Annotated in this window: 18 protein-coding genes, 1 other RNA gene and 1 riboswitch; of the genes, 13 read left to right on the top strand and 6 right to left on the bottom strand. The window is 54.0% G+C overall.

The features are described from left to right. The first annotated feature begins 53 nt into the window (after window positions 1-53). The 9 genes from IPM31_09220 to IPM31_09180 all read left to right on the top strand — a co-directional run bounded on the left by IPM31_09220 (window position 54) and on the right by IPM31_09180 (window position 8297). Complete coding sequence (locus IPM31_09220; protein ID MBK9007159.1) at window positions 54-785, top strand: DUF4013 domain-containing protein; 732 nt, start codon at window positions 54-56, stop codon at window positions 783-785. Between the two features lie 112 nt (window positions 786-897). Then, on the top strand, window positions 898-1410 hold the full coding sequence (locus tag IPM31_09215) for a hypothetical protein (GenBank protein ID MBK9007158.1): 513 nt from the start codon (window positions 898-900) through the stop codon (window positions 1408-1410). Window positions 1411-1502: 92 nt separating this feature from the next. Next, a riboswitch (glycine riboswitch) is annotated at window positions 1503-1655 on the top strand. Window positions 1656-1950: 295 nt separating this feature from the next. Further along, window positions 1951-2328, top strand: coding sequence for a glycine cleavage system protein GcvH (gene gcvH, locus IPM31_09210; GenBank protein ID MBK9007157.1), 378 nt, complete (start codon window positions 1951-1953; stop codon window positions 2326-2328). 76 nt (window positions 2329-2404) lie between these two features. Continuing rightward, on the top strand, window positions 2405-3757 hold the full coding sequence (gene gcvPA / locus IPM31_09205) for an aminomethyl-transferring glycine dehydrogenase subunit GcvPA (protein ID MBK9007156.1): 1353 nt from the start codon (window positions 2405-2407) through the stop codon (window positions 3755-3757). Then, complete coding sequence (gene gcvPB / locus IPM31_09200; GenBank protein ID MBK9007155.1) at window positions 3750-5294, top strand: aminomethyl-transferring glycine dehydrogenase subunit GcvPB; 1545 nt, start codon at window positions 3750-3752, stop codon at window positions 5292-5294. Before gcvPA ends, gcvPB begins: the two co-directional genes overlap by 8 nt. Window positions 5295-5420: 126 nt before the next feature. Continuing rightward, a complete protein-coding gene (locus IPM31_09195) occupies window positions 5421-5813 on the top strand; it encodes a hypothetical protein (GenBank protein ID MBK9007154.1) in 393 nt (130 codons plus the stop codon). A 246-nt stretch (window positions 5814-6059) separates the two neighbouring features. Then, window positions 6060-6290: a hypothetical protein gene (locus IPM31_09190; protein ID MBK9007153.1), complete on the top strand. Its 231-nt coding sequence runs from the start codon at window positions 6060-6062 to the stop codon at window positions 6288-6290. A 137-nt stretch (window positions 6291-6427) separates the two neighbouring features. Next, a complete protein-coding gene (locus IPM31_09185) occupies window positions 6428-6994 on the top strand; it encodes an RNA polymerase sigma factor (GenBank protein MBK9007152.1) in 567 nt (188 codons plus the stop codon). Beyond that, a complete protein-coding gene (locus IPM31_09180; GenBank protein MBK9007151.1) occupies window positions 6987-8297 on the top strand; it encodes a PD40 domain-containing protein in 1311 nt (436 codons plus the stop codon). The genes IPM31_09185 and IPM31_09180 overlap by 8 nt, the downstream gene beginning before the upstream one ends. Before the next feature lie 207 nt (window positions 8298-8504). On the opposite strand, the gene der is transcribed toward IPM31_09180, so the two are convergent. The 4 genes from der to IPM31_09160 form a co-directional block, all read right to left on the bottom strand. Continuing rightward, entirely contained in the window at window positions 8505-9872 is a 1368-nt protein-coding gene (der, locus tag IPM31_09175; protein ID MBK9007150.1) for a ribosome biogenesis GTPase Der, read from the bottom strand. 78 nt (window positions 9873-9950) lie between these two features. Continuing rightward, entirely contained in the window at window positions 9951-11186 is a 1236-nt protein-coding gene (locus tag IPM31_09170) for a hypothetical protein (protein ID MBK9007149.1), read from the bottom strand. Window position 11187: 1 nt separating this feature from the next. Next, complete coding sequence (locus IPM31_09165; protein MBK9007148.1) at window positions 11188-12042, bottom strand: TIGR00159 family protein; 855 nt, start codon at window positions 12040-12042, stop codon at window positions 11188-11190. A gap of 656 nt (window positions 12043-12698) precedes the next feature. Continuing rightward, window positions 12699-13832, bottom strand: coding sequence for a dephospho-CoA kinase (locus IPM31_09160; GenBank protein ID MBK9007147.1), 1134 nt, complete (start codon window positions 13830-13832; stop codon window positions 12699-12701). Between the two features lie 233 nt (window positions 13833-14065). Between IPM31_09160 and rnpB the strand changes: the two genes are divergently transcribed. The 4 genes from rnpB to IPM31_09140 all read left to right on the top strand — a co-directional run bounded on the left by rnpB (window position 14066) and on the right by IPM31_09140 (window position 17203). Beyond that, window positions 14066-14532, top strand: an RNA gene (gene rnpB, locus IPM31_09155) — RNase P RNA component class A. Window positions 14533-14823: 291 nt separating this feature from the next. Further along, a complete protein-coding gene (locus IPM31_09150) occupies window positions 14824-15168 on the top strand; it encodes a hydrogenase maturation nickel metallochaperone HypA (GenBank protein ID MBK9007146.1) in 345 nt (114 codons plus the stop codon). A gap of 37 nt (window positions 15169-15205) precedes the next feature. Then, window positions 15206-16237, top strand: a complete 1032-nt coding sequence (locus IPM31_09145; protein MBK9007145.1) for a PD40 domain-containing protein — start codon at window positions 15206-15208, stop codon at window positions 16235-16237. A gap of 141 nt (window positions 16238-16378) precedes the next feature. Next, window positions 16379-17203 (top strand): SDR family oxidoreductase, encoded by an 825-nt coding sequence (locus IPM31_09140; GenBank protein ID MBK9007144.1) that lies wholly within the window; start codon window positions 16379-16381, stop codon window positions 17201-17203. Window positions 17204-17313: 110 nt separating this feature from the next. Here the strand turns inward: IPM31_09140 and recJ are convergent, their stop codons facing one another. Together recJ and IPM31_09130 are read right to left on the bottom strand one after the other, a co-directional pair. Then, the gene (recJ, locus tag IPM31_09135) at window positions 17314-19032 is read right to left on the bottom strand and encodes a single-stranded-DNA-specific exonuclease RecJ (protein ID MBK9007143.1); all 1719 of its coding nucleotides are present in this window, start codon (window positions 19030-19032) and stop codon (window positions 17314-17316) included. A gap of 79 nt (window positions 19033-19111) precedes the next feature. Next, a complete protein-coding gene (locus IPM31_09130; GenBank protein ID MBK9007142.1) occupies window positions 19112-20665 on the bottom strand; it encodes a DUF2723 domain-containing protein in 1554 nt (517 codons plus the stop codon). Between the last annotated feature and the right edge of the window lie 40 nt (window positions 20666-20705).

Genomic DNA, 20705 nt, shown 5'->3' with positions numbered 1-20705 from the left:
CGAATTGCGCGTGTCCAGAAACCGGCGGGACGATATAAACATTGGAGACACACATGAACATCGGCAAATCATTTTCATACGCATTCGACGACAAGCAATGGATCAGCAAACTCGGCTTGGGCGCGTTGGTTACTGTCATTCCCATCGTCAACTTTGCCTGGACGGGGTACATGGTCGCCATCATCCGTAACGTGATGAACAACTCGCCCGAACCCCTGCCCACGTGGGACGACTTCGGCAAAAAACTGACCGACGGTTTGCTATTGACCGTGGCAACTATTGTATACTCCCTGCCGATCATTATCGTGTTCTGCCTGCCGATGAGCTTTATGATCGTGCCAGCCATCCTCTCCGGGAACGCAGATATGCAAGGGCTTGCGGAAGCAGTCGCCGGGTTGGGAACCGCGTTGTTTTTCTGTCTCCTGTGCGTGTTCGTGGTCTACTCGCTGGCTCTTTCGGTGATCTTCCCCGCCATTCTTGTGATCTTCGCCCGCGAAGGGACGCTCGCCTCATGCTTCAAATTCCGCGAGGTGTTTGAACTCATCAGCAAAAACTCAACTCCCTTCCTCACGGCATGGGGCGTGAGCATCGGCGCGAGCATCGGCGTGAGTCTCATCGTCAGCACGGCGCAATTTGTTCTGAATTTCATCCCCTGCCTTGGTCAAGTCGCCGCGTTCATCCTCGCTTTTGGGATCATCGTATACACCACCGCCATCTACGGTCATTTGTTTGGTCAATTTGGCAACATTGCGTATGGGCAAAATCAAGCAATGACTCAAGGCTAATTTTGTCTCAACAAACATCCCGCAGGTTTATGAAACTTGCGGGATGTTTGACTCACGCAACCAATCTCCTGAACTCTCGTATAAACCATAGAAAATAAATCAGGAGATCGTTATGAACACTACCAAACCCACCCTCGTCCACGTCATCGCATGGACCACCCTCGCCAGCGGCATCGTCAACATCGTCTGGGGATTTGCCGCATCGGGCACTGCCCTCGGCACCTTGATCGGCGCCATCTGCGTGCCGCTCACCATCCTGCCCACGATCCTCGGCGTATTCGAACTAATCTACGCCGCAAAACTCTTCAGTAATCCTCCGCAAGCCGTCCAGCCATCCACCAACATCGCCGTCTTTGAAGTCGCCTGCGCTCTGCTGGGCAACGCCTTCTCGATGGCGGTCGGCATCCTCTCGCTGGTCTTTTATAACGACGCGATGGTCAAAGACTACTTCACCCGTCTCAATACCGGGACTCTCGCGCCCGCATCACCCTCCGACGTGACGCCTGCCCCGGCCGCGGAAGCGTTGCCCCCACCCGTCGTTGAATCCCCCGCCGCCCTCGCGGAGGAATCTCCAATCGAAACGCCCAAACCGAAACGGACGCCGCGAAAAATGGCAAAGAAGTAGATTCGCAACCAGTCCCCCGAATTCTTCAAGAACTCGGGGGACTTTGCTCTTGACTCTCATCCCCCACAACCGTAAAATCACATCACAATTGAACGGGCAACAGGGAAGAGACTCAAAAGTAGTGACGACTTCAGTCGTTACTTGCTGACGACTGAAGTCGTCACTACAACACGGGCGCCGAAGGTGCAAATCTGGATCAGGCGAAACCAGATGAATCTCTCAGGCAAAAGGACCCTGTCCCCGAATCCACTCTGGAAAGTTTGATTGTCTCGCAGTTCAACTGCGAGACATCAATACCGACGGTGTAAAGTTAGTTAGTTGGATAGTTTGGTAGTTCAATAGTTCGGTAGTTGAAAAACTACAAAACTAATTAACTAACTGACTACCAAACTAACGAACTAATCTCTCAGGTCACATTACAGAGGCGCGCGATTAACTTCGTGCGCCTTTTTGATTCGCCGCATCGTAACGCGACATTCATGTCGCAACTCGCAAGCAGCGAGATAAATCTCGCGCTACACATCACCAAGGAGATTGATAATGAACACCCCTTCCAATTTGAAATATGCAAAGTCCGATGAATGGTTCGACCCCGCGAGCGGGAAAGTGGGCATCACCGACTACGCCCAAAACCAACTCTCCGATATCGTCTTCGTGGAGATCCTGGTCGAAGCAGGAGAAGAGATCGCGGCGGGCAAGCCAATCGCTTCGGTGGAGTCGGTGAAAGCCTCATCGGAGATTTATGCACCCGCCAGCGGAAAAGTCGCGGCGGTGAACAAAGACCTCGCCAACAAGCCCGAGACCATCAACACCGATGCTTTTGGCGCGGCGTGGATGATCCAGCTCGAAGGCGCGACCGCGGGCGACCTGATGGACGCGGCGGCGTATGAGAAGCATTGTGAGGAGAGAAGTCATTAGTAATCAGTGAATAGTGAACAGTGATCAGTACTGATAACTGATCACTGATAACTCCCTCACTGGTCTTGGAGTCACCATGACATATATTCCCATAAGCCCCCACGAACGCGATGAGATGCTCGCAACAGTCGGCGTTAAATCGCTCGACGATTTGTTCGATGCCGTGCCTGCCAAACATCGCTTCCCCAAACTTGACCTGCCTCCCGCGTGGACAGAAATGGAAGCGTTGGAGGAACTGTCCAACATTGCCAGCGCCAACGAGAATGTGCGCGGCGATCTGATCTCGTTCCTCGGCGCGGGCATGTATCATCACTACATCCCGTCGGTGATCGATCACATGTTGAGGCGCGGAGAATTTTATACCGCGTACACGCCGTACCAGCCCGAAATTTCACAAGGCACGTTGCAAGCCATCTTCGAATATCAATCGTTGATGGCGGCGTTGACAGGCATGGACGTGTCGAACGCGTCGCACTACGACGGCGCGACTGCCACTGCCGAAGCGGTGAACTTGGCGAACGCGCAATTCCGCGGCAAACGCAAGAAGGTGGTCATCTCCCCCACTGTGCATCCGCAATACCGCGCGGTGATCCGCACGTACACGCAAGGCATGGACATGCACCTCGTCGGCGATGAAGCGGACGCGGAACTCGATACCGATCCGAGCGATCTGCTCGCACATGTTGGCGAGGATACGTGTCTCGTCATCGTGCAGTACCCCGACTTCTTCGGGCGCGTGTACGATTATAAAAAATTCATTGATGATGTTCACGCAAAGGGCGCATTGGTTTGTGTGGTTGCAAACCCGACCGCGCTGGCGTTATTCAAAACACCCGGCGAAATGGGCGCGGACATTGTCGTGGGCGATGGTCAGCCGCTGGGAATCCCGATGTGGTTCGGCGGACCCAGCGTCGGATTTTTCACGACGCGCAAGCAATACGTCCACAAAATGGCGGGACGCTTGATCGGCGAAACGGTGGACAACAAAGGTCAACGCGCGTATGTGCTGACTCTCACCGCGCGCGAGCAACACATCAAACGCGAACGCGCCACGTCGAACATCTGCACCAATCAAGGCTTGCTCGCGCTGGCGTCTGCGATCTACCTCAGCGTGCTCGGCAAAAACGGATTGAAGCAGGTAGCAAATCTTTGTTATCAAAAAGCGCATTACGCCGCGAGCGAATTGAGCAAACTCAAAGGCTATAAAGTTTCGTCCGAAACATTCTTCCACGAGTTTGTGTTGGAATGTCCGCAGCCCGCCAGCGAGGTCAACGCGCATTTGCTCGAACACGGCATCCTCGGCGGATACGATCTGAGTCAGGATTATCCCTCGCACAAAAATCATTTGCTGGTTGCCGTCACCGAGATGAATTCAAAAGAAGAAATTGACACGCTCGTTGAGGTGCTGTCGGAGGTGAAACATGGTTAGCAATAGCAGCGCTTCGTCTGCGGGACTGACGAACACAGTCCCTCCGCTCAGCGCGAAGATAGTGGAGCCGACGATCTTCGACTTATCCTCGCCCGGACGAGTCGGCGTGCGGATGCCCGAATCAGACGTCCCTGCGGCTGAATCGCCTCCTCCGCATTTGCTGCGCTCCGAACTGCCGCTTCCCGAACTTGCGGAGGTGGACGTTGTCCGCCATTACGTCCGACTCTCAAAATTTAATTACAGCGTCGACGGCGGATTTTATCCGCTTGGCTCATGCACGATGAAATACAACCCGAAGATCAACGAAGACACGTGCCGACTGCCAGGCTTCGTGTTCACGCATCCACTGCAACCTGTTGAGACCGTGCAAGGCAATCTCGCGTTGATGTATCAGTTGCAGGAAATGTTGAAAGAGATTTCGGGATTCGCGGGCGTGACGTTGCAACCCGCCGCGGGCGCGCACGGAGAATTTACGGGCGTGTTGATGATGCGCGCGTATCATAAATCGCGCGGCGACGATAAGCGCGTGAAGATGCTCATCCCCGACGCGGCGCATGGGACGAACCCCGCGTCTGTTGGAATGATGGGCATGACGGTTGTGACGATCCCCTCCGATGAGCGCGGCAATGTTGATCTGAAAAAATTGGAAGAGGCGTGCGACGATACCGTCGTCGGCATGATGCTCACCAACCCGAACACGCTCGGCATGTTCGATGAACATATCGAGAAGGTGATCGCGCTCGTGCATGGATGCGGCGGTTTGATGTATGGTGACGGCGCGAACTTGAATCCGTTGCTCGGCATCGTCCGCCCTGGCGACTTGGGCTTCGACGTGATGCACTTCAACTTGCATAAAACGTTTGCCGTACCGCATGGCGGCGGCGGACCTGGCGTCGGTCCTGTTGGAGTCGGTCCCAAACTCGTAGACTTTTTGCCTGAGCCTTTGGTTGGAATCGTCGAAGATGGCAATGATGAAATGCCTCCGCTGTATGGATTCGTCAAGCCTGCGAAGACGATCGGTCGCATGAAAGCCTTCCACGGACATTTCGGCGGCGGCTTCGTCCGTTCGTTCACCTACATCGCCATGCACGGACCCGATGGACTCAAAGACATCGCGCAATACGCCGTGTTGAACGCCAACTATCTGCAAGCAAGGTTGCGCGACCATTATCACATCCCGTTTGACCGCATCTGCATGCACGAGTTCGTGGCAGAGGGACAATTTGAAGGAAGCGATGTGCGCGCGCTGGACATCTCCAAACGACTGATGGATTACAACTTCCACCCGCCCACAAACTACTTCCCGCTCATCGTCCACGAAGCGTTGATGATTGAGCCGACCGAGACCGAGAACAAAGACACGCTCGATGCCTTCGCCGACGCGATGATCCAGATCGCCAAGGAAGCGAAGTCTACGCCTGAGATCGTCAGGTCCGCGCCGAATAATACGCAGTTCGGGCGCATGGATGAGGTCAAAGCGGCGAGGGAGTTGGTGTTGTGTTGCTGGTTGCCTGAGGGGTATGATTTGAGCGCGTGAAGTAAATTAGAAAAGCCTCGGAGAATAATGTCTCCGAGGCTTTTAATATACTTGGCTAAGTTGTACAGTTGTATAATTTAAGAAGCGTAAAACACGATTCAATCCCTATACAGGAAAGAAGACAAAATGACTGAAACAGGCGAAATCACAATCTTTGAAGATGATAAGGTAAAAATAACCAACCTAAGGGCCATCATTGGAACGAAAACTTATGCAATATCTAATGTTACATCTGTAAGCAAAAGCCAGAAGGCGGCAAGTAACATACCCTTCTTGCTGGTCATTGTTGGGGCGTTTTTTATATTTTTAGGTATAGTCGGTATTCGAGAGTTTTGGGGATTCTTGATTATCGGTTTGATAATTGCCATTTTGGGAATACGTGCCGTTAATACTAAGCCTGCATACATTGTAAAAATAGGAAGCGCGTCGGGAGAAACTAATATTTTGGTATCAGAAGACGGAGCATATATAAAGAGAATTGTTGATGCGATGAACGATGCAATTGTTCGAAGAGGATGAATATATTTAGCGCGGCGGGATACCGCAGGGCTAAAGCCCGTTGCTCAGTACGTGGAAGCCGTTTCGACAAGCTCAACGTGTCACCTTCGGGCTGACGAGCGAGTCGGCTTCCAGCCGACTTTCATGAACTGAGGCAGGGATTTATCCCGCCGAAACGTGGAATTGAACGAGCATTGGGTATAGTATTCAAGCCGCTTTCTAAAGTAAAATCGGAAATCCTTTAGATTGGATGAAGGAGAATATCTAATGAACGCACAAATGATGACGCCTCAACAAATTCGTGTCGCTGGTTTGGCGGCGCTTTCCTGCGAACTGGGTCTGGTTGGGATGATTCGTTTTATGCAACAATTCGAACTGGGACAGGGCGATTACTCCAAAGACCGACACGAGTGGCTGGATAAATTCACAGTTGACGATATTGCCAAAATGGTTCGCGAGAAAAAAGGGACATATAAAACTGGCAAAAAGAAGAAGTGAAAAGGTGAACGACATCGAGAGAGACCTCGGAGTTCTTGAAGAACGCCGAGGTCTTTTCAAATTCCCTGTTACGATTCAAGCCTCTACTGGCACTTCCTACTGTGCGCACAACACAGCAGGAGACGCCTCACACGTTTATGACCATCCCTCACTACCCGTCTATGGACGATGCTCACCTTGCGCGGCTGGCGCGCGCCGAGCCAGAGGCGTTTGCCGAGTTATATCGCCGTCACGTTGCGAGCGTCTATCGCTATCATATGGCGCACACGGGAAACGTCCACGATGCGGAGGATCTCACTTCGCAGACGTTCATGGCGGCGTTGGAGGGGATACGATCCTATCGCGGCGCGGCTCCGTATATTGCGTGGCTGATGGGAATCGCGTCGAGGCTTCGCAGACGCTTGTTTCGGCGCACCAAGCCTGAGGTCCCGTTGAATGCGGCGCTTCACATCCCGACTCCCAGCCTGCCTACCGACAAGTCGGCTTTTCAACGCCTCGAGCGGACTCAGATCATCAACGCGATCAAACAACTCAGCAGTGACCGCGCCGAAGCGTTGATCCTATGTTTCTTCAGCGGACTCAGTTTCGCCGAAGCGGGGTCGGCGCTGGGCAAAAGTGAAGCCGCCGTCAAAATGCTCGTCTCGCGCGGACTGCAAGACCTGCGCGCGCGTTCTTCCATTGCATTGGAGATGGACTATGAATAAAGAACTCTTCGACCAACTCCCCGCCGACGAACAATCCGTCGCCGCGAAATTAAATTCAGTAGCAGACAACATGAAAGTTTCTCAAGACTTTCAATGGACATTGGAGACTCGATTAATGGACGCATATAAAAACAAATCACAGCCTGCAACAGGCTGGTTTGCAAAACTCGTCGTGCCTGTCGCATGGACAGTTGCCGCCGTGCTCGGATTCGTTTTGTTCCACTGGACGATCCGCTCGCTCGTCCCATCCGAACAAGTGCCTGGCTCATCTAGCACTGAAATTTCTTCTGATACATTCGAATCGAATGTAAGGCAGGGAATTATTTGCGAAGGTCCGCTCGCGCTCGCGCATGGCTTTTCGGCATTTATAAGCAACTCAGAGAAAACAGAGTTTATCGATCTTGACCCACAGCGAACAATCGGAGAGTTGCGCTCTTTGTCGTGGTTGGCGAACGGCGAACAATTGGCTCTTGTTGGGAATACAACAGGCACAGGCAATATCTATCTAACCGACTCTACTGGCAGTCAACTTCAACCTGTTCTCTCAAACTCAGAATTAGGATACCTAATGGATGTTGCCTGGTCGCGTGATGGGAAAAGAGTTCTGACATGGTCGGTTGCAAATCCTACTGTGATCTATCTTATCAATAACGCTGAATCTACAGTTACCGAATTTCAACGCGATCAACAGATCGGATCCACTCCGCAATTCTCGCCTAATGACCAGAGTATTATTTTTTATGGTCTAGGTCCAAGTACTGGCCTCTTCGAGGCAAATTTAGAAAGCGGGCTGGTAAGATTAATCAGCGCGCTTGTTGAGTACGACAATAGTTTCGCATGGTCGCCAGATGGCTCAAGACTTGCCTATTTTGAAATGAGAAGAACTTCAGGAGAAGCAGTCTTGATCCTTCAAAATCCAGACGGAAGCAACAAATCTATCATTGCCTCATTGCCTATCCCGAAAGGACACAGTTCGACTATTCCCGATGTTGCTCACCTCAGCTGGTCATCAGATGGAAAATTCCTTGTCTTTGAATTTGGCATGAGCGCGTCCGACCGCGCGATCTATCTGGCATATGCGGACGGCTTAGGGTTAATCAAATTAGCTGACTCAGCCCATGCACCGACAGTTTCATCAGACGGAAATTGCCTTGCATACATCAGTGACAAACAAGTCTTTCTCCTGGATTTGTCGGATATATCTCTGACTTCCGATATACCTGCACCAATCGTATTAGCAGACTTGCCCGCCGGGCGATCCACGTCCGATTTTCGATTGGATAAATTACAGTGGAAGCCGTGAGTACGTTGAAATTACGGCAAGAAATCTCACCAACGCGTCTGACCCCGAAGTTTCGCCCACCGAAAGAATTTTGCTCATCGGAAGATAAATATTTTCACCATCAAGCAAAGCGTCAAACAATTCACGCCACAACTCCCCCGCCTCGCCTTTCAACCTCTACTCTCTACTCTCTATTCTCTATTCTCCTATTCTCTATTCTCCAACTGACTACTCCCGCCTCCCCTTCGTCACAATCCGTATTGGCGTACCTAAAAACCCATATTCCTCGCGGATCTGATTTTCCAAATACCTCAAGTAAGTAAAGTGCATCAACTTCGGGTCGTTGACGTAGATCATAAACGTCGGCGGGTCGGAACGGACTTGCGTGCCGTAGAACATTTTCAACGCGCGCCCCGCATGTGTGGGATGCGGATGAGCGTCCTGCGCTTTGTGAATCACCGCGTTAATCTTCGAGGTGGTCAAACGCGCGAGGCGTTCCTCCTGCACGCGCAACGCCATCGGCAAGACAGTATCCACGCGTTGACCGGTTTTCGCCGAGATGAATAACAGCGGAACGTAATCCATAAAGTTCAAATCGGAGCGAATCTTGCGCGTGTACTCCTCCATCGTGAACGAATCTTTTTCGATGGCGTCCCACTTGTTGACGATCACCACACACGATTTCCATTGCTCGAGGATAAAGCCCGCAATGTGCGCGTCCTGCGCAGTGATGCCCGTTGTGGCGTCGATCATCAGCAGGGCAACGTCGGCGCGTTCGATGGCTTTGAACGAACGCAACACGCTAAACTGCTCCACGCCGCGCTCGATCTTGCCGCGCTTGCGGATGCCCGCCGTGTCGATGAGCGTAACCTGCAACCCTTCCATTTCGATGAGCGTATCGGTCGCATCGCGCGTGGTGCCGGGGATCGGGCTGACGATGGCGCGTTCCTCGCCCACGAGTTTGTTGAGCAGGCTGGACTTGCCCGCGTTCGGCTTGCCGACGATGGCGATCTTGATGCTCTCATCCTCCTCCGCCGCTTCCTCCGCAGGGAAGTTTGCCACAACCGCGTCGAGCAGGTCGCCGGTGTCGCTTCCATGCACGGCAGAGACCGGGTGAGGCTCGCCCAGCCCCAACTCGTAGAATTGACTCGCCGCATCCCGTGTTTCGCGCGCCTCGCATTTGTTCGCCACCACAAGGATCGGCGGGAAGAACGAACCGTCCGGCAATTTCTTCTGCGAGCGGCGCAGGATGTCTGCCACCTCCAAGTCTGCGCCGGTCACGCCGCTTTGCCCATCGTTGACGAACAGCACCACATCCGCTTCGTCGATCGCGGCTTGCGCTTGCGCGCGGATATCCTCGATAAAATCCGCCGAGCCGACCGAGAGCGGTGTTTTGCCGCCATGCGTCGGGTCGATGCCGCCAGTGTCGATCACATGGAAGGCGCGCCCGTTCCATTCCGCTTCGCCAAACAGGCGGTCGCGCGTGGTGCCGGGCGTATCGTCCACGATCGCCATGCGTTCACCGACGAGGCGATTGAATAAAGTTGATTTTCCAACATTGGGTCTGCCGACGAGGGCAACAATAGGTTTAGGCATGTATGATTTCCGATTTACGATTTGCGATTTACGATTTACGATTTACGATTTCAACTGATCACTATTCCCTGCCGCAACCTACGGGCTTGGCGTTCCGGTGCCGGGGACAGAGATGACCACCTCCACGGCGCCGGGCAAAATCGATTCGACCAGCACATTTTCGACAAGGATTTCGATGGTGGGTGTGAGTTGATACGTGCCAGCCTCCAGCCCGGTCACATCGATATTTACGATGATATCCTGCGGCGTCAGCGCGTCGAGCACAGGCAACGGACCCGAGATGATCACATCCACCGTTTGCGGCGAAACCTGCGCGGCTAGCCCATCGCTCAAGCCGGTCACATGGATGGGTTGATTCAACAGCGTTACACTGGTCTGGATCGGCGAAACTTCAACCGTTACTTGCACGGTTTGCGCCCCAACAATGCTGATGTTGGCCGGCAATAACAGCGCGAGCCGCGTAGAGATGGCTTCTTTCGCCTCCTGCAAATTGAGCGTTTCGGTTTCGATCACGCCGGGCAACGCATTCACCAATTGTGGGTCGGAGGCAAACACCGTGATCACCGGCGGGACGACCGAAATATTTTCAAGCCGGTACCCCGCCGCCACCTGTCCGCTGACGATAACTTTTACCGCCACATCGCGGAAACCGCCTTGTTGCGTGACGGGAATGGTGACATGAATCGACGAAGGATTAATCGACACGCCATCCACGACGGCGTTTTGCGCATCGAGCGCCAGCACAGGCAAAGCTTGATCGATACTTTCGCGCGTGCCGGAGAAACTCAACAGGATGCGCGCTCGTTGCACCTGCTCGACCAGCGACTCGGGACCGGAGATCACCACCTCGTTCGCATCAGCCTGCGGATCTCCGGCTTGATAGCCCACCGCCGGCTGTCCGCTCAGGGAGAGGTCGATGGGCAGGGCGCGGGTGGCGAGTCGCTCGAGGGTGACAGAAACAGAAGCAGGGTCCGAAAGAACGAGTTGGATCGGTCGCGCCGCGATCTGAATCTGGATATCCTTTGTATGTTCGCCCGCGCTCAAGTTGGAAATATCCAGGATGGCGCGGATGGAATTTTCCTGCGCGGAGATCCGTTCCCAAACCGAACGAGGCGCGCGCAAGGTGACGTTCACTTTGGCTGGGATTTCACTGGTGATGACGAGCGACGGCTCCTGCCCGACGATTTCAAGCGGCACCGCAATGGGCGCGCGGATCTCATCCGGGTCGGCGGCAGTGACGGCAGAAATCCAGACCGCGACGGCAAGGACAAAGGCGAGGAGGATCGTGCGGATATTGGTAGCGAGCCAGCGCATGTTATTTATCCCTGCGGAAGAATCGTTGGAACCAGACTTTGCGCGGCGTGGAAACATCGGTTTGGTAAAACGCAATGAGGATGTTTTCAAGCCGCTCCGGGTCGATGCGGCGAATCATGCGCCCGGCATGCGCGATGGAGATCGAACCGCTTTGTTCAGAAACGACGACTGCGACCGCGTCGCTCACTTCGGAGGAGCCGAGCGCGGCGCGATGGCGTAATCCCATTTGTCGTTCGGGGTTGCGGGTGAGAATACCGCTTGACGAGAGCGGCATGACGCACGCCGCCGCAAGCACCTTCCCGTCGGCGATAATGGCGCCGCCATCGTGCAGGGGCGTATCTGGGTAAAAGATCTGCAAGAGCAATTCGGGCGTCACTTGCGCGTACATTTGAACGCCGGTCTCGGCGTATTGCGCGAGGCTATCGGTGCGTTGCATGACGATCAAGGCGCCGTGTTGCCGCGCCGAGAGGCGGCGCGACGCTTCGACCACCGCATGGATCACTTTGACGATATCGGCTTGTTGCGGTTGTCCGCTTCCGGTGACGAAGTTGCCAGCTCGTCCCAGCCGTTCGAGCGCGCGGCGTATCTCGGGGGCAAAGATAACCGGGATGGCGAGGAGCAGGGCGGGCAGGGTGCTTTGCACCAACCACGAGAACGCCGGCAATTCAACAAGCGAGGTGAGCAAGATCAGGGCAATGATGAGGAAAATCGCGCCGCGCAACAACACCATTGCCTGCGTATCGCGCAAGGTATAGAGCAATGCAAAAAAGATCAACGTGACCAGCGCAATATCCAGAACGCTGAGCCAGTTGAGACGCTCGAAAATGAAGAAGATGTTATCGAAAAAGTTCGCCATCGGGTGGAAGTGTAATTCGTAATTGGGGATTGGTAAATGGGGCGGGAACATTTACACATGGCTTTCGCGCAACCCGGGTCGACGACTCTTGCGCGCGCGAATATCGTGGAACACGCGGAGGTTTTCCCATTTTGGCACTACCGTTTTTAACGGGAAACCTTTTTCAAACATAGGACTTACGCGGTTGAACCTGTTACGCCGTAGTTGCCCTGGGGCGGATGTGGCACAACTGCCCGCCAACTGCGTAAGTCCTGAAACATAAAGGACACGAGGGTCATAAAGGAAAACACAAGGAATCCGGGTCCTTTTCCCCTTGGTGTCGCTTCGATAGACTCAGTGCAAGCCTGCGTGGCGAGGTATTTTCCTGTTAACTACGGGAGACCCTTAAAGGGTAAGGAATCAGGGGTCTCCCGTAATTAACGGGAAAGAGCTTCACCACGAAGGGCACAAAGTACACAAAGGCAAAAAAAGAGCCTAGATTCCTTGGGTTTTCCTTTGTGACCGTCGTGTCCTTTGTGTTTGAAAAAAAGGTTTCCCGTTAAAACCGGTAGAGCCGGAATCAGTCAAGCGGCCGTGAGAAAGCCTGAAACGCCGGCAAGCTTCGTGTTCGGGCGCAGGCGAGGTATTTTGATTCCCCTTCTTTACAAATTACCCTGTTAGATCGGTCGCAGAACGCGGTCGGCGCGTAGTTGTTTGAAGAACAGCGCCGCGCCGCGCGGCATCGATTCGCTGGCGGCTTCCATCCAAGCCTGTGAGCCGAGAGTTTCCGGCGCGCGGCGCGAATAGCCGAGTCGTTTCCAAACCGTGTCGAAACCCACCAAGTCCATCGGCGGGAAGACGAGTGAGGCTTCGCATTGCAGGGCATTGGAGGCTTCCTCCACTTCATTGAGCATAAGCGGCAGTGATTTCTCTGCGGGTACTTTTGGGTCGATGAAGAGGTCGTCGGTGCGCGCCACCAGGTTTTCCACTTGCCAGCCTGCCACGCCCACCAGTTCGCTCCCGCTAAAGAGCATGAGGAATGCTTTCTCGCCGAAGGACTCCATCACATCGTCAGCATGCATGACGCGCCGTCCCTTGCTCTGGCGCGAGATGAACTCGGCAATCCTTTGCGCGTCGCGGGGGCGGCCGCGCAGGAGTAAATACGTTCCGGGTTGGGTGTTGGATGAGGGAAGTGGACCAGTTTCCGGCTTGGGCGCGAAGCGTTTCCACTCCGCGGTCACCTGTTTCCACAGTTCGTCGTACGAACCGGTGTTTCGGATGATGACCGTCGCCGCGGCGAGTTTGTCGCTTTGCGGAGCCTGCGCCCCGATTCGTTGCAACGCGTCTTCACGAGTTAGGTTGCGCTTGCGCATCAGCCGTTCGACCTGAACTTCCTGCGGCGCGTCGGTGACCCAGATAGAATCGCATTGCTCGCGCATACCCGATTCGATCAACTTGATCGCTTCCACTACCACCACGCGCTGGTTCGCCCGGCGGATGAGTAAATCCACCGCTTGCAACACGTACGGGTGCACGATCTCTTCGAGTTGGGCGAGCGCTTCGGCGTCTGCGAACACAAGTTTGCCCAGTTTAGCGCGGTCGATGTTCCCTTCCTTATCCAAAAGCCATTTGCCGAACCGGTCAATGGTAGGCTGATAGCCCGGCGCGCCCTTCGAGATGACGCGATGCGCCAGCGCGTCCGCATCGATGGTGTAGGCGCCCAGGTGTTCCATCATGCGCCGCACCACGCTTTTGCCGGTGGCGATATTGCCGGTTAGACCGATGATCGTTTTGCCAGTTCTTTTGCTCACAATGACTCCTCAAGGAAACATTATACAACTCCTATTCTAATGTTTTTTGAAAAATAATCCAGTGAAGTTGTCCGCGTTTTCAAATTTGTCAGGACTTACGCAGTGGGCGGGCAGTTGTACTGCCGCCGCCGCAGTGCAACTACGGCGCAACAGGTTCAACTGCGTAAGTCCCATTTGTCAGTTCTGCCCCGATGTTGACGCTCCCTCTGCTTGCGTGTATGATGACCTTGCCTCAGGTTGGTCGGGCGATCGCGGTGGCGCGTTGACGCCATCGAGGAAAGTCCGCACTCCATAGAGCACGGCGTCGGATAGTCCCCGGGGCGGGGAAGCCTCCGTAAGGAGCGAACCTGCCGGAAAAGGGCCACAGAAACAAACAGCCACCCTCACCCCTGCGCCCCTCTCCCAATGGGAGAGGGGATGGGGTGAGGGGGTGATGGTGAAAAGGTGGTGTAAGAGACCACCGGCGTTTGCAGTAATGCAGATCGTCAGGTAACCCCCGCCGGGAGCAAGGCCAAGCAGGGACGAAGCCATCTGCGGATGGCGGGAGACGGCTCGTCTTCATAGGTATCCAATCACGCGGTGGTTGGGTCAGTCCCGGGTAGGCTGCACCGAGCGGCGCGGCGACGCGCCGCCCAGAGAGATGATCGCACAGTGGCGTTCGCGTCACGGACAGAATGCGGCTTATAGACCGACCTGAGGTGACTGATTGAATTTCTTAGAAAAGCCTCAAGCCCTTAAACACGGAAACGCTGAGTCACGGAGTTCTTTTGTTTTTTCGGCTCTACCGTTTTTAACGGGAAACCTTTTTTTCAAACACAAAGGACACGACGGTCACAAAGGAAAACCCAAGGAATCTAGGCTCTTTTTTTGCCTTTGTGTACTTTGTGCCCTTCGTGGTGAAGCTCTTTCCCGTTAATTACGGGAGACCCGTTTTTTCTCTCAGTGTCTCCGTGACTCCGTGGTTCAAAACTTGCACAAGAGGATTAATTTTTTGAATCATCAAAAAGAATTCGAGCTCGCGCAATCCATCCTTGCAAAATCTCTTCAACGCGCGAGCGAGTCCAACACGAAGCAAATCACAACACTTCACATTGCCATCGGCGAGATCGCCGAACTCGATCGCGATCTGATCCAATCACACTGGCGCGAGATCGGCAAAGGCACGCTTGCTGAACAGGCGGAATTGCGCTTCCGCTTCATCACTGCCGAAGTTCAGTGTATGGCATGCTTCCAAAAATATCATCCTGAAGGCGGAGAGATTCATTGCCCCTATTGCGGAAGTTTCGGCGCGAAAATTTTATCGGGCGAGGAGTTTACTCTTGAAGAGGTTGAATAAAAAACAACATGGGACTGCGAGGGCTATCGCCTTCGCAATGACATTCATTCTATTTTCTGGATGTAACCTCCCCGCCGCTTCAACCCCGACGGCAGACCTGTTTGCCACTCTTCAAGCGTCTACGCCCTCCAACTTTACTCCTCCTCCCGCGACCGAATCCATTGCAACGCCTGATTTCAATTTTGCGACTCCCACGTTTACCGCGCTACCTCAAAATTCGATTCCATCCCCGTCGCCTTCCGATCAATTGACCGGGAAGATCGTCTTCACATGCCAGGTCAATAAAGTTCAATCCTCCGACCAGATCTGCATCATCAACGCGGACGGATCGGGATTCCGCCAATTGACCAGCGACAACGCGCGTCATTTTTACGCGTCCCTTTCACCGGATGGGGGAAGCGTGTTGTATTCGGCATTCCGCGAGAAAAATGTCTACGAGATTTATGAATTGAGTCTCACCGCGGGCAATACAAATCGGCTGACAGACCGACTCGGCGTGTCTAACGCGCCTGAAGTTTCGCCGAATGGCGAGAGTATCGTATTCATGCGCGGAAACCCAAACACCCAACAGAATCAAATCTGGGTCATGGATCGAAACGGCGATAACCCCGCGAATGTTCCGCAAGCGTTGGGCTGGGACCCGACCTGGTCACCGGATGGGAAATCGATTCTGTTCGCCTCCGACCGCGATGGAGGCGTTCAACTCTTCACGGTCAGCCTGAAGGGAAGCGCGATCAAGAGGATCACGAATCTGCCGTCCATCCGCGGAAGAAGCGATTGGTCGTCCGATGGGACGTTCATCGTCACGTACTCCGGCGAGCCGTGGAATCGCGAGGTCTACATCATGAGCGCGGACGGGTCGAACACGCGCCAGCTCACGCCGACGGGCGGCAACAGCCAGGGACCATCCATTTCACCGGACGGACAGTGGGTGGTCTTCACCGCGTACTTCGATCATTACGGCGACGATCATGGATGCGAGATCTATGTGATCCGCGCCAACGGCACAGACTTGCGGCGGTTGACGAACAACAGTTATTGCGATTACCAGCCGCGCTGGGGACCTTGATCAGTTTGTAATGTGATAATTCTCAACGAATATCATGTTGAGTGGCGCAGGTCGCCACTCAGCGTCCCCATCAGGTCGAGCGAGACCCTTCGGTCGCAGCGAGCGCTCCCTCAGGGTGACATATTGACACAGGAGTCTCTCATGGATCCAAAGGGCAAAGTTGTGATCGTGACCGGGGCATCGTCGGGGATTGGCGAGGCAACCGCCCGTCAGTTTGGACGCGAGGGGTCGAGGGTTGTCCTCGCCGCGCGGCGCGTGGATAAACTCGAAGCGTTGGCGAATGAGATCAAAGGTATGGGCGCGGGAGCAGATGTGTTGGTCGTGCAGGCAGACCTTTCCAAACTCGAAGATATTCAATCACTGATTCAAAAGACGCTGGAAAAATTCGGTCGCATTGACGTGTTGGTCAACAACGCAGGTTTCGGGCGATTGGATTGGCTGGAGAAACTCGATCCCGTGAAAGATATTCAAGGTCAATTCGATGTCAATGTGATGGGGGTGGTTCAGACCACGCGGCAGGCGTTGCCGGTGATGATCCAACAGCGGTCAGGTCACATCATTCAAATGTGTTCGATGGCGGGACTTGTCGGCACGCCGACTTACACAATCTATTCAGCATGCAAACACGCCGTGCATGGATTCTCCGAAGCGTTGCGCCGCGAAGTGAAGCCATGGGGCATTGACGTTTCGATGGTCTACCCCGGCGGCGTTTCAACAGAATTTGGTTCACACGCGGGCATCAAACGTAAAACAAAAGCCACAACCCCCAAGTTTATGTTGCTCACGGCTGAACAAGTTGCTGACGCGGTGGTGAGTCTCGTGCGCCGCCCGCGCGCCATGTGGATCATCCCCTGGCTGTGGACATTCACGATGTGGATGAACCGCAATTTCAATTGGTTTGTGGATTACACAACGATTAATCGGTTTACGATACCTGAACGGGAAGAAGAGTTAAGGGCGAAGTAGAGAGCGAACGTATACACGGAAACACGTACACACGTAGACAAGTACACAGGTTGTATCCCGTATCTCGTAACGTGTCTACTTGTTTACCTATGTACCTGTGTACATCCTCCCTAATCCGCCACCCCCGCCTCTTTTACATCTTTCAAATTCAATTGCAGAGATACCCGTCCGTTGTATTCGTTTGCTTCGAGCGTGTACATCACATCCACGCGCGGCGGCAGTGACTTTGCCACGTCGCCCATGCGGAAACCGATCGCATCGTATTTCAACGCGGGACCGTCTTCGAGTGTGAGTTTCAAGTGCCTGCCCTCCGAACCAACCGCGCGAAACGATTTCACTTTCACATTCCGCGAAACAAAGATGGCGTCGGGATTTCCGTAACCCGTCGGTTCGAGGAACGCGATGTGTTTCAAAATGCCGAAGTTCATATCCGCGAGGGAAACTTCCATATCGGCGGATAGTGTTTGGCGCAGGTCCTTCCCGTCCAATTTTTCTTTTGCAATTGTTTTGAGCCGCGCCACCAACTCGGTCAAATTTTCATTTTTCACCGTGAAGCCAGCCGCCGCGGCGTGACCTCCATGACGGACGAGCAAGTCTTTGCATTGATCGAGCGCGTCGGTGATGTGGAATTCGGGGATCGAACGGCACGAGCCGCGCGTTTCCTCGGCTCCCTTTGCCGCGACAACAGACGGGCGATAATACTTTTCCGTAAGCCGCGATGATGCCAAGCCGACCACACCCGAATTGAAACTTTCATGCGCGGCAAATAACAGAAACGCATTGGGGTCATCCTGCATGGCGATCTCTTCCGCTTGCTGTTGCATCGTCTTGGTGATCGTTTGTCGCTGGCGGTTCTGCACATCGAGTTGCTGCGCGAGTTGACCCGCGCGCATGAAGTCGGTGGTGGTGAGCAATTCAAACGACGCGAGCGCGGACTCGAGTCGCCCCGACGCGTTCAAACGCGGACCGAGCATGAATCCGATGTTGCCTGCGGTGATCTTGTCAATTTTGATCTGTGCCACGCCCGCGAGTGAAAATAATCCCTGCCGCTTCGTTTCGCGCAGTTGTTTGAGTCCATTGCGGACGAGTGAACGATTCTCGCCGACGAGGGGAGCGAGGTCGGCGACGGTTCCCAAGGCGACCAAATCGAGGAAAGAGGAAAGAGGAAAGATTTCGTCTTCTTTCGTCTTTCCTCTTTCTTGCGCTAGCGCCTCAACAATTTTATAAGCAATACCCACTCCCGCTAAATCTTTATCGGGATACGGATCGCCATGTTGTTTTGGATTGATGACTGCAAACGCGGGCGGCAGGTTTTCGCCGTCGGGGTGGTGGTGGTCGCTGATGATGAGGTCCAGCCCGATGGTCTGCGCGTGAAGCGATTCGTCTGGCGAGCGGATTCCGCAATCCACGGTGATGACCAACTTCACGCCGTCCGCTTTCAACGAATCCAACGCGTCTTTGTTGAGTCCGTAGCCCTCTTCGAATCGATTCGGGATGTAGCCGCGAACATCGGCTCCAAATTTTTGCAATGCTTCCACGAGCAAGGCGGTCGCGGTCACGCCGTCCACGTCGTAATCGCCATACACCGCGATGGGTTCGTGATGTTCAAGCGCAAAATTAATTCGATCCACCGCGGCTTGCATGCCGATCATCTGAAACGGATTCGTGTCTGCCAACGTTTTCGCGGCAACGAACGCGCGCGCTTGCTCCTCCGTGCCGATGCCGCGATTGAACAACACCTGCCGCAAAATCGGCGGCACAACCGTCAATGCTTCGGAGGCTTGTTGCGTGATGGTCTTTGCGATAACCCAGCGTTTGTTGTGTGTCATTTTGTGCATTCTAGATTTCGTGGCAGTTGCACTGCCGCGAAACTCGACGCAGTGCAACTGCGTCGAGAACTTAAACATGTTATTTTCTATTGATTCGATACAGCGTGTCGTTAATTTTTGTTACTTGATACAACTCGGAAAGTTCAGGAACATCAATGGCAAAATAAATCGGGCGCGTGTCAATGTTCGCGTCAATGTATTTCATCAGCGTCGTCGGCAAAATTTGATCTCCTTCATCGAGAACCTCGTGAAAAGAAATATCCATCTTGCCTTCCTCGATCTGCGCGGTGTATATGTACGAATACAGTTTATCCCAATTCGTAAAAACAATTGCGTTGTCTTCAACATTGTTGATAATTCGTTTCGCCTCACGGATGGCTTTATCAGGCGCGAACACGGGATAGATATGATTATCGCGGATGAACGATGTAAAACCTTTTTGGATCGCGAGACTCAAATCTTGCCGCGCATTCCAGATGGGCAAAATAATTAATACGATGGAGATGAGAACCCGCGTCATTCGCAGGGACGGCTGGTTCAGTTTCGTCAACCTCTCCCACGCGGACAGCGCCGCGCCTGCCCCCGCGCCGAACCACACCGACGTGACGACCGCCGCCGGCACATAAAACTCGCGATAGATCGAAAATGAAACCGTGATAGCGAGTCCCCAAATGAGAATGAACGCAATCAGTGGATACAGTCCCTCGCGCCATCTGCCGCCGAAAAACAACCAAACGATTCCGATGATGGTGAGAGTCAACTGCCACCATGGAAAATACGAAACATATTCGATCAGTCTATCGCGCATGTCTGTAGATGTGGCGGTGAAGTAGTACGACGATGCGCGGTTGGCAGGGAAGATGAACTTGAAACGATCCCAAGCAGAATCGTATTCGTCTTCGGTCAATCCCACCGCGCTCAAGTTGACTCGGAAGACCGCATTGTGAACGCTCGAAGGCGGGTCGTTGTAATCGAGGAAGAAAAAGAATCCGAGGAAGAGCGCCACGCCCAGGGTCGCTCCCGCCGCCGCGCTGAACCACTCCGCGCGTTTACGGGCGGTGAACGCCATCACTGCCAGCACGGACGCGCCTGTCATCACGACCGTACTATGAATACCTAAACTTAATCCGCCTGCCAAACCCGACAAGAAAAGATATTGCGGTTTACCTGTGCTTCTCCACAAAAGAAATAACAGCCACACCGTTGCCAGCATCCCTGCGGCGGGAGCGTAGGATTCGGCGACGAGCGCGCGCCACCAGAATCCGTCGGTGAGGGCGAGGACGAGCGAGGCGGAAGTCGCGGCGGTGCGTGAACCAGTCAACAAGCGGACGATGAGGAACGTGTTTGCCACCGCCAACGCGCCGAAAAACGCAGACATCAAGTTGACGCGCCATGCGATGCCGTTGATGGGAATCAGGGTAAAGATTTTTCCGAAGATGATCTGAGTCGCGTAGCCCGTGTGGTGAGTCATGCCGAGGGTGTAGGAAAGAGTCTGGAATTCGGCGGAATCTCCCCATAATAACGAAGGCGCGAGGGTGCGGATGTATAAGGCGAGGGCAGCGAGTCCGATGAGGAGGGCGAGGCAGATGTCAATGGGGGAAAGAGGCGAGGGTCGCCCGTTGCGGTCATCCATAAGGGTCAATCCGAGTATACGCCGGGATTGGAGGGGCGGG

Origin of the sequence: Candidatus Defluviilinea gracilis (genome assembly GCA_016716235.1) — a bacterium.
GTDB classification, from domain to species: Bacteria; Chloroflexota; Anaerolineae; order Anaerolineales; family Villigracilaceae; genus Defluviilinea; species Defluviilinea gracilis.
The sequence above is the reverse complement of the archived record's forward strand: the minus strand, read 5'-3'. Positions and strand labels throughout refer to the sequence as shown.

Excerpts from the sequence above, each read along its gene's own strand:
- IPM31_09165 (MBK9007148.1), bottom strand. The coding sequence starts at position 12,042 with ATGGCGAACTTTTTCGATAACATCTTCTTCATTTTCGAGCGTCTCAAC.
- gcvPA (MBK9007156.1), top strand. The coding sequence starts at position 2,405 with ATGACATATATTCCCATAAGCCCCCACGAACGCGATGAGATGCTCGCA.
- IPM31_09145 (MBK9007145.1), top strand. The coding sequence starts at position 15,206 with ATGACATTCATTCTATTTTCTGGATGTAACCTCCCCGCCGCTTCAACC.
- IPM31_09170 (MBK9007149.1), bottom strand. The coding sequence starts at position 11,186 with ATGCGCTGGCTCGCTACCAATATCCGCACGATCCTCCTCGCCTTTGTC.
- IPM31_09220 (MBK9007159.1), top strand. The coding sequence starts at position 54 with ATGAACATCGGCAAATCATTTTCATACGCATTCGACGACAAGCAATGG.
- recJ (MBK9007143.1), bottom strand. The coding sequence starts at position 19,032 with ATGACACACAACAAACGCTGGGTTATCGCAAAGACCATCACGCAACAA.
- gcvPB (MBK9007155.1), top strand. The coding sequence starts at position 3,750 with ATGGTTAGCAATAGCAGCGCTTCGTCTGCGGGACTGACGAACACAGTC.
- IPM31_09130 (MBK9007142.1), bottom strand. The coding sequence starts at position 20,665 with ATGGATGACCGCAACGGGCGACCCTCGCCTCTTTCCCCCATTGACATC.
- IPM31_09190 (MBK9007153.1), top strand. The coding sequence starts at position 6,060 with ATGAACGCACAAATGATGACGCCTCAACAAATTCGTGTCGCTGGTTTG.
- IPM31_09215 (MBK9007158.1), top strand. The coding sequence starts at position 898 with ATGAACACTACCAAACCCACCCTCGTCCACGTCATCGCATGGACCACC.
- der (MBK9007150.1), bottom strand. The coding sequence starts at position 9,872 with ATGCCTAAACCTATTGTTGCCCTCGTCGGCAGACCCAATGTTGGAAAA.
- IPM31_09140 (MBK9007144.1), top strand. The coding sequence starts at position 16,379 with ATGGATCCAAAGGGCAAAGTTGTGATCGTGACCGGGGCATCGTCGGGG.
- IPM31_09195 (MBK9007154.1), top strand. The coding sequence starts at position 5,421 with ATGACTGAAACAGGCGAAATCACAATCTTTGAAGATGATAAGGTAAAA.
- IPM31_09185 (MBK9007152.1), top strand. The coding sequence starts at position 6,428 with ATGACCATCCCTCACTACCCGTCTATGGACGATGCTCACCTTGCGCGG.
- gcvH (MBK9007157.1), top strand. The coding sequence starts at position 1,951 with ATGAACACCCCTTCCAATTTGAAATATGCAAAGTCCGATGAATGGTTC.
- IPM31_09180 (MBK9007151.1), top strand. The coding sequence starts at position 6,987 with ATGAATAAAGAACTCTTCGACCAACTCCCCGCCGACGAACAATCCGTC.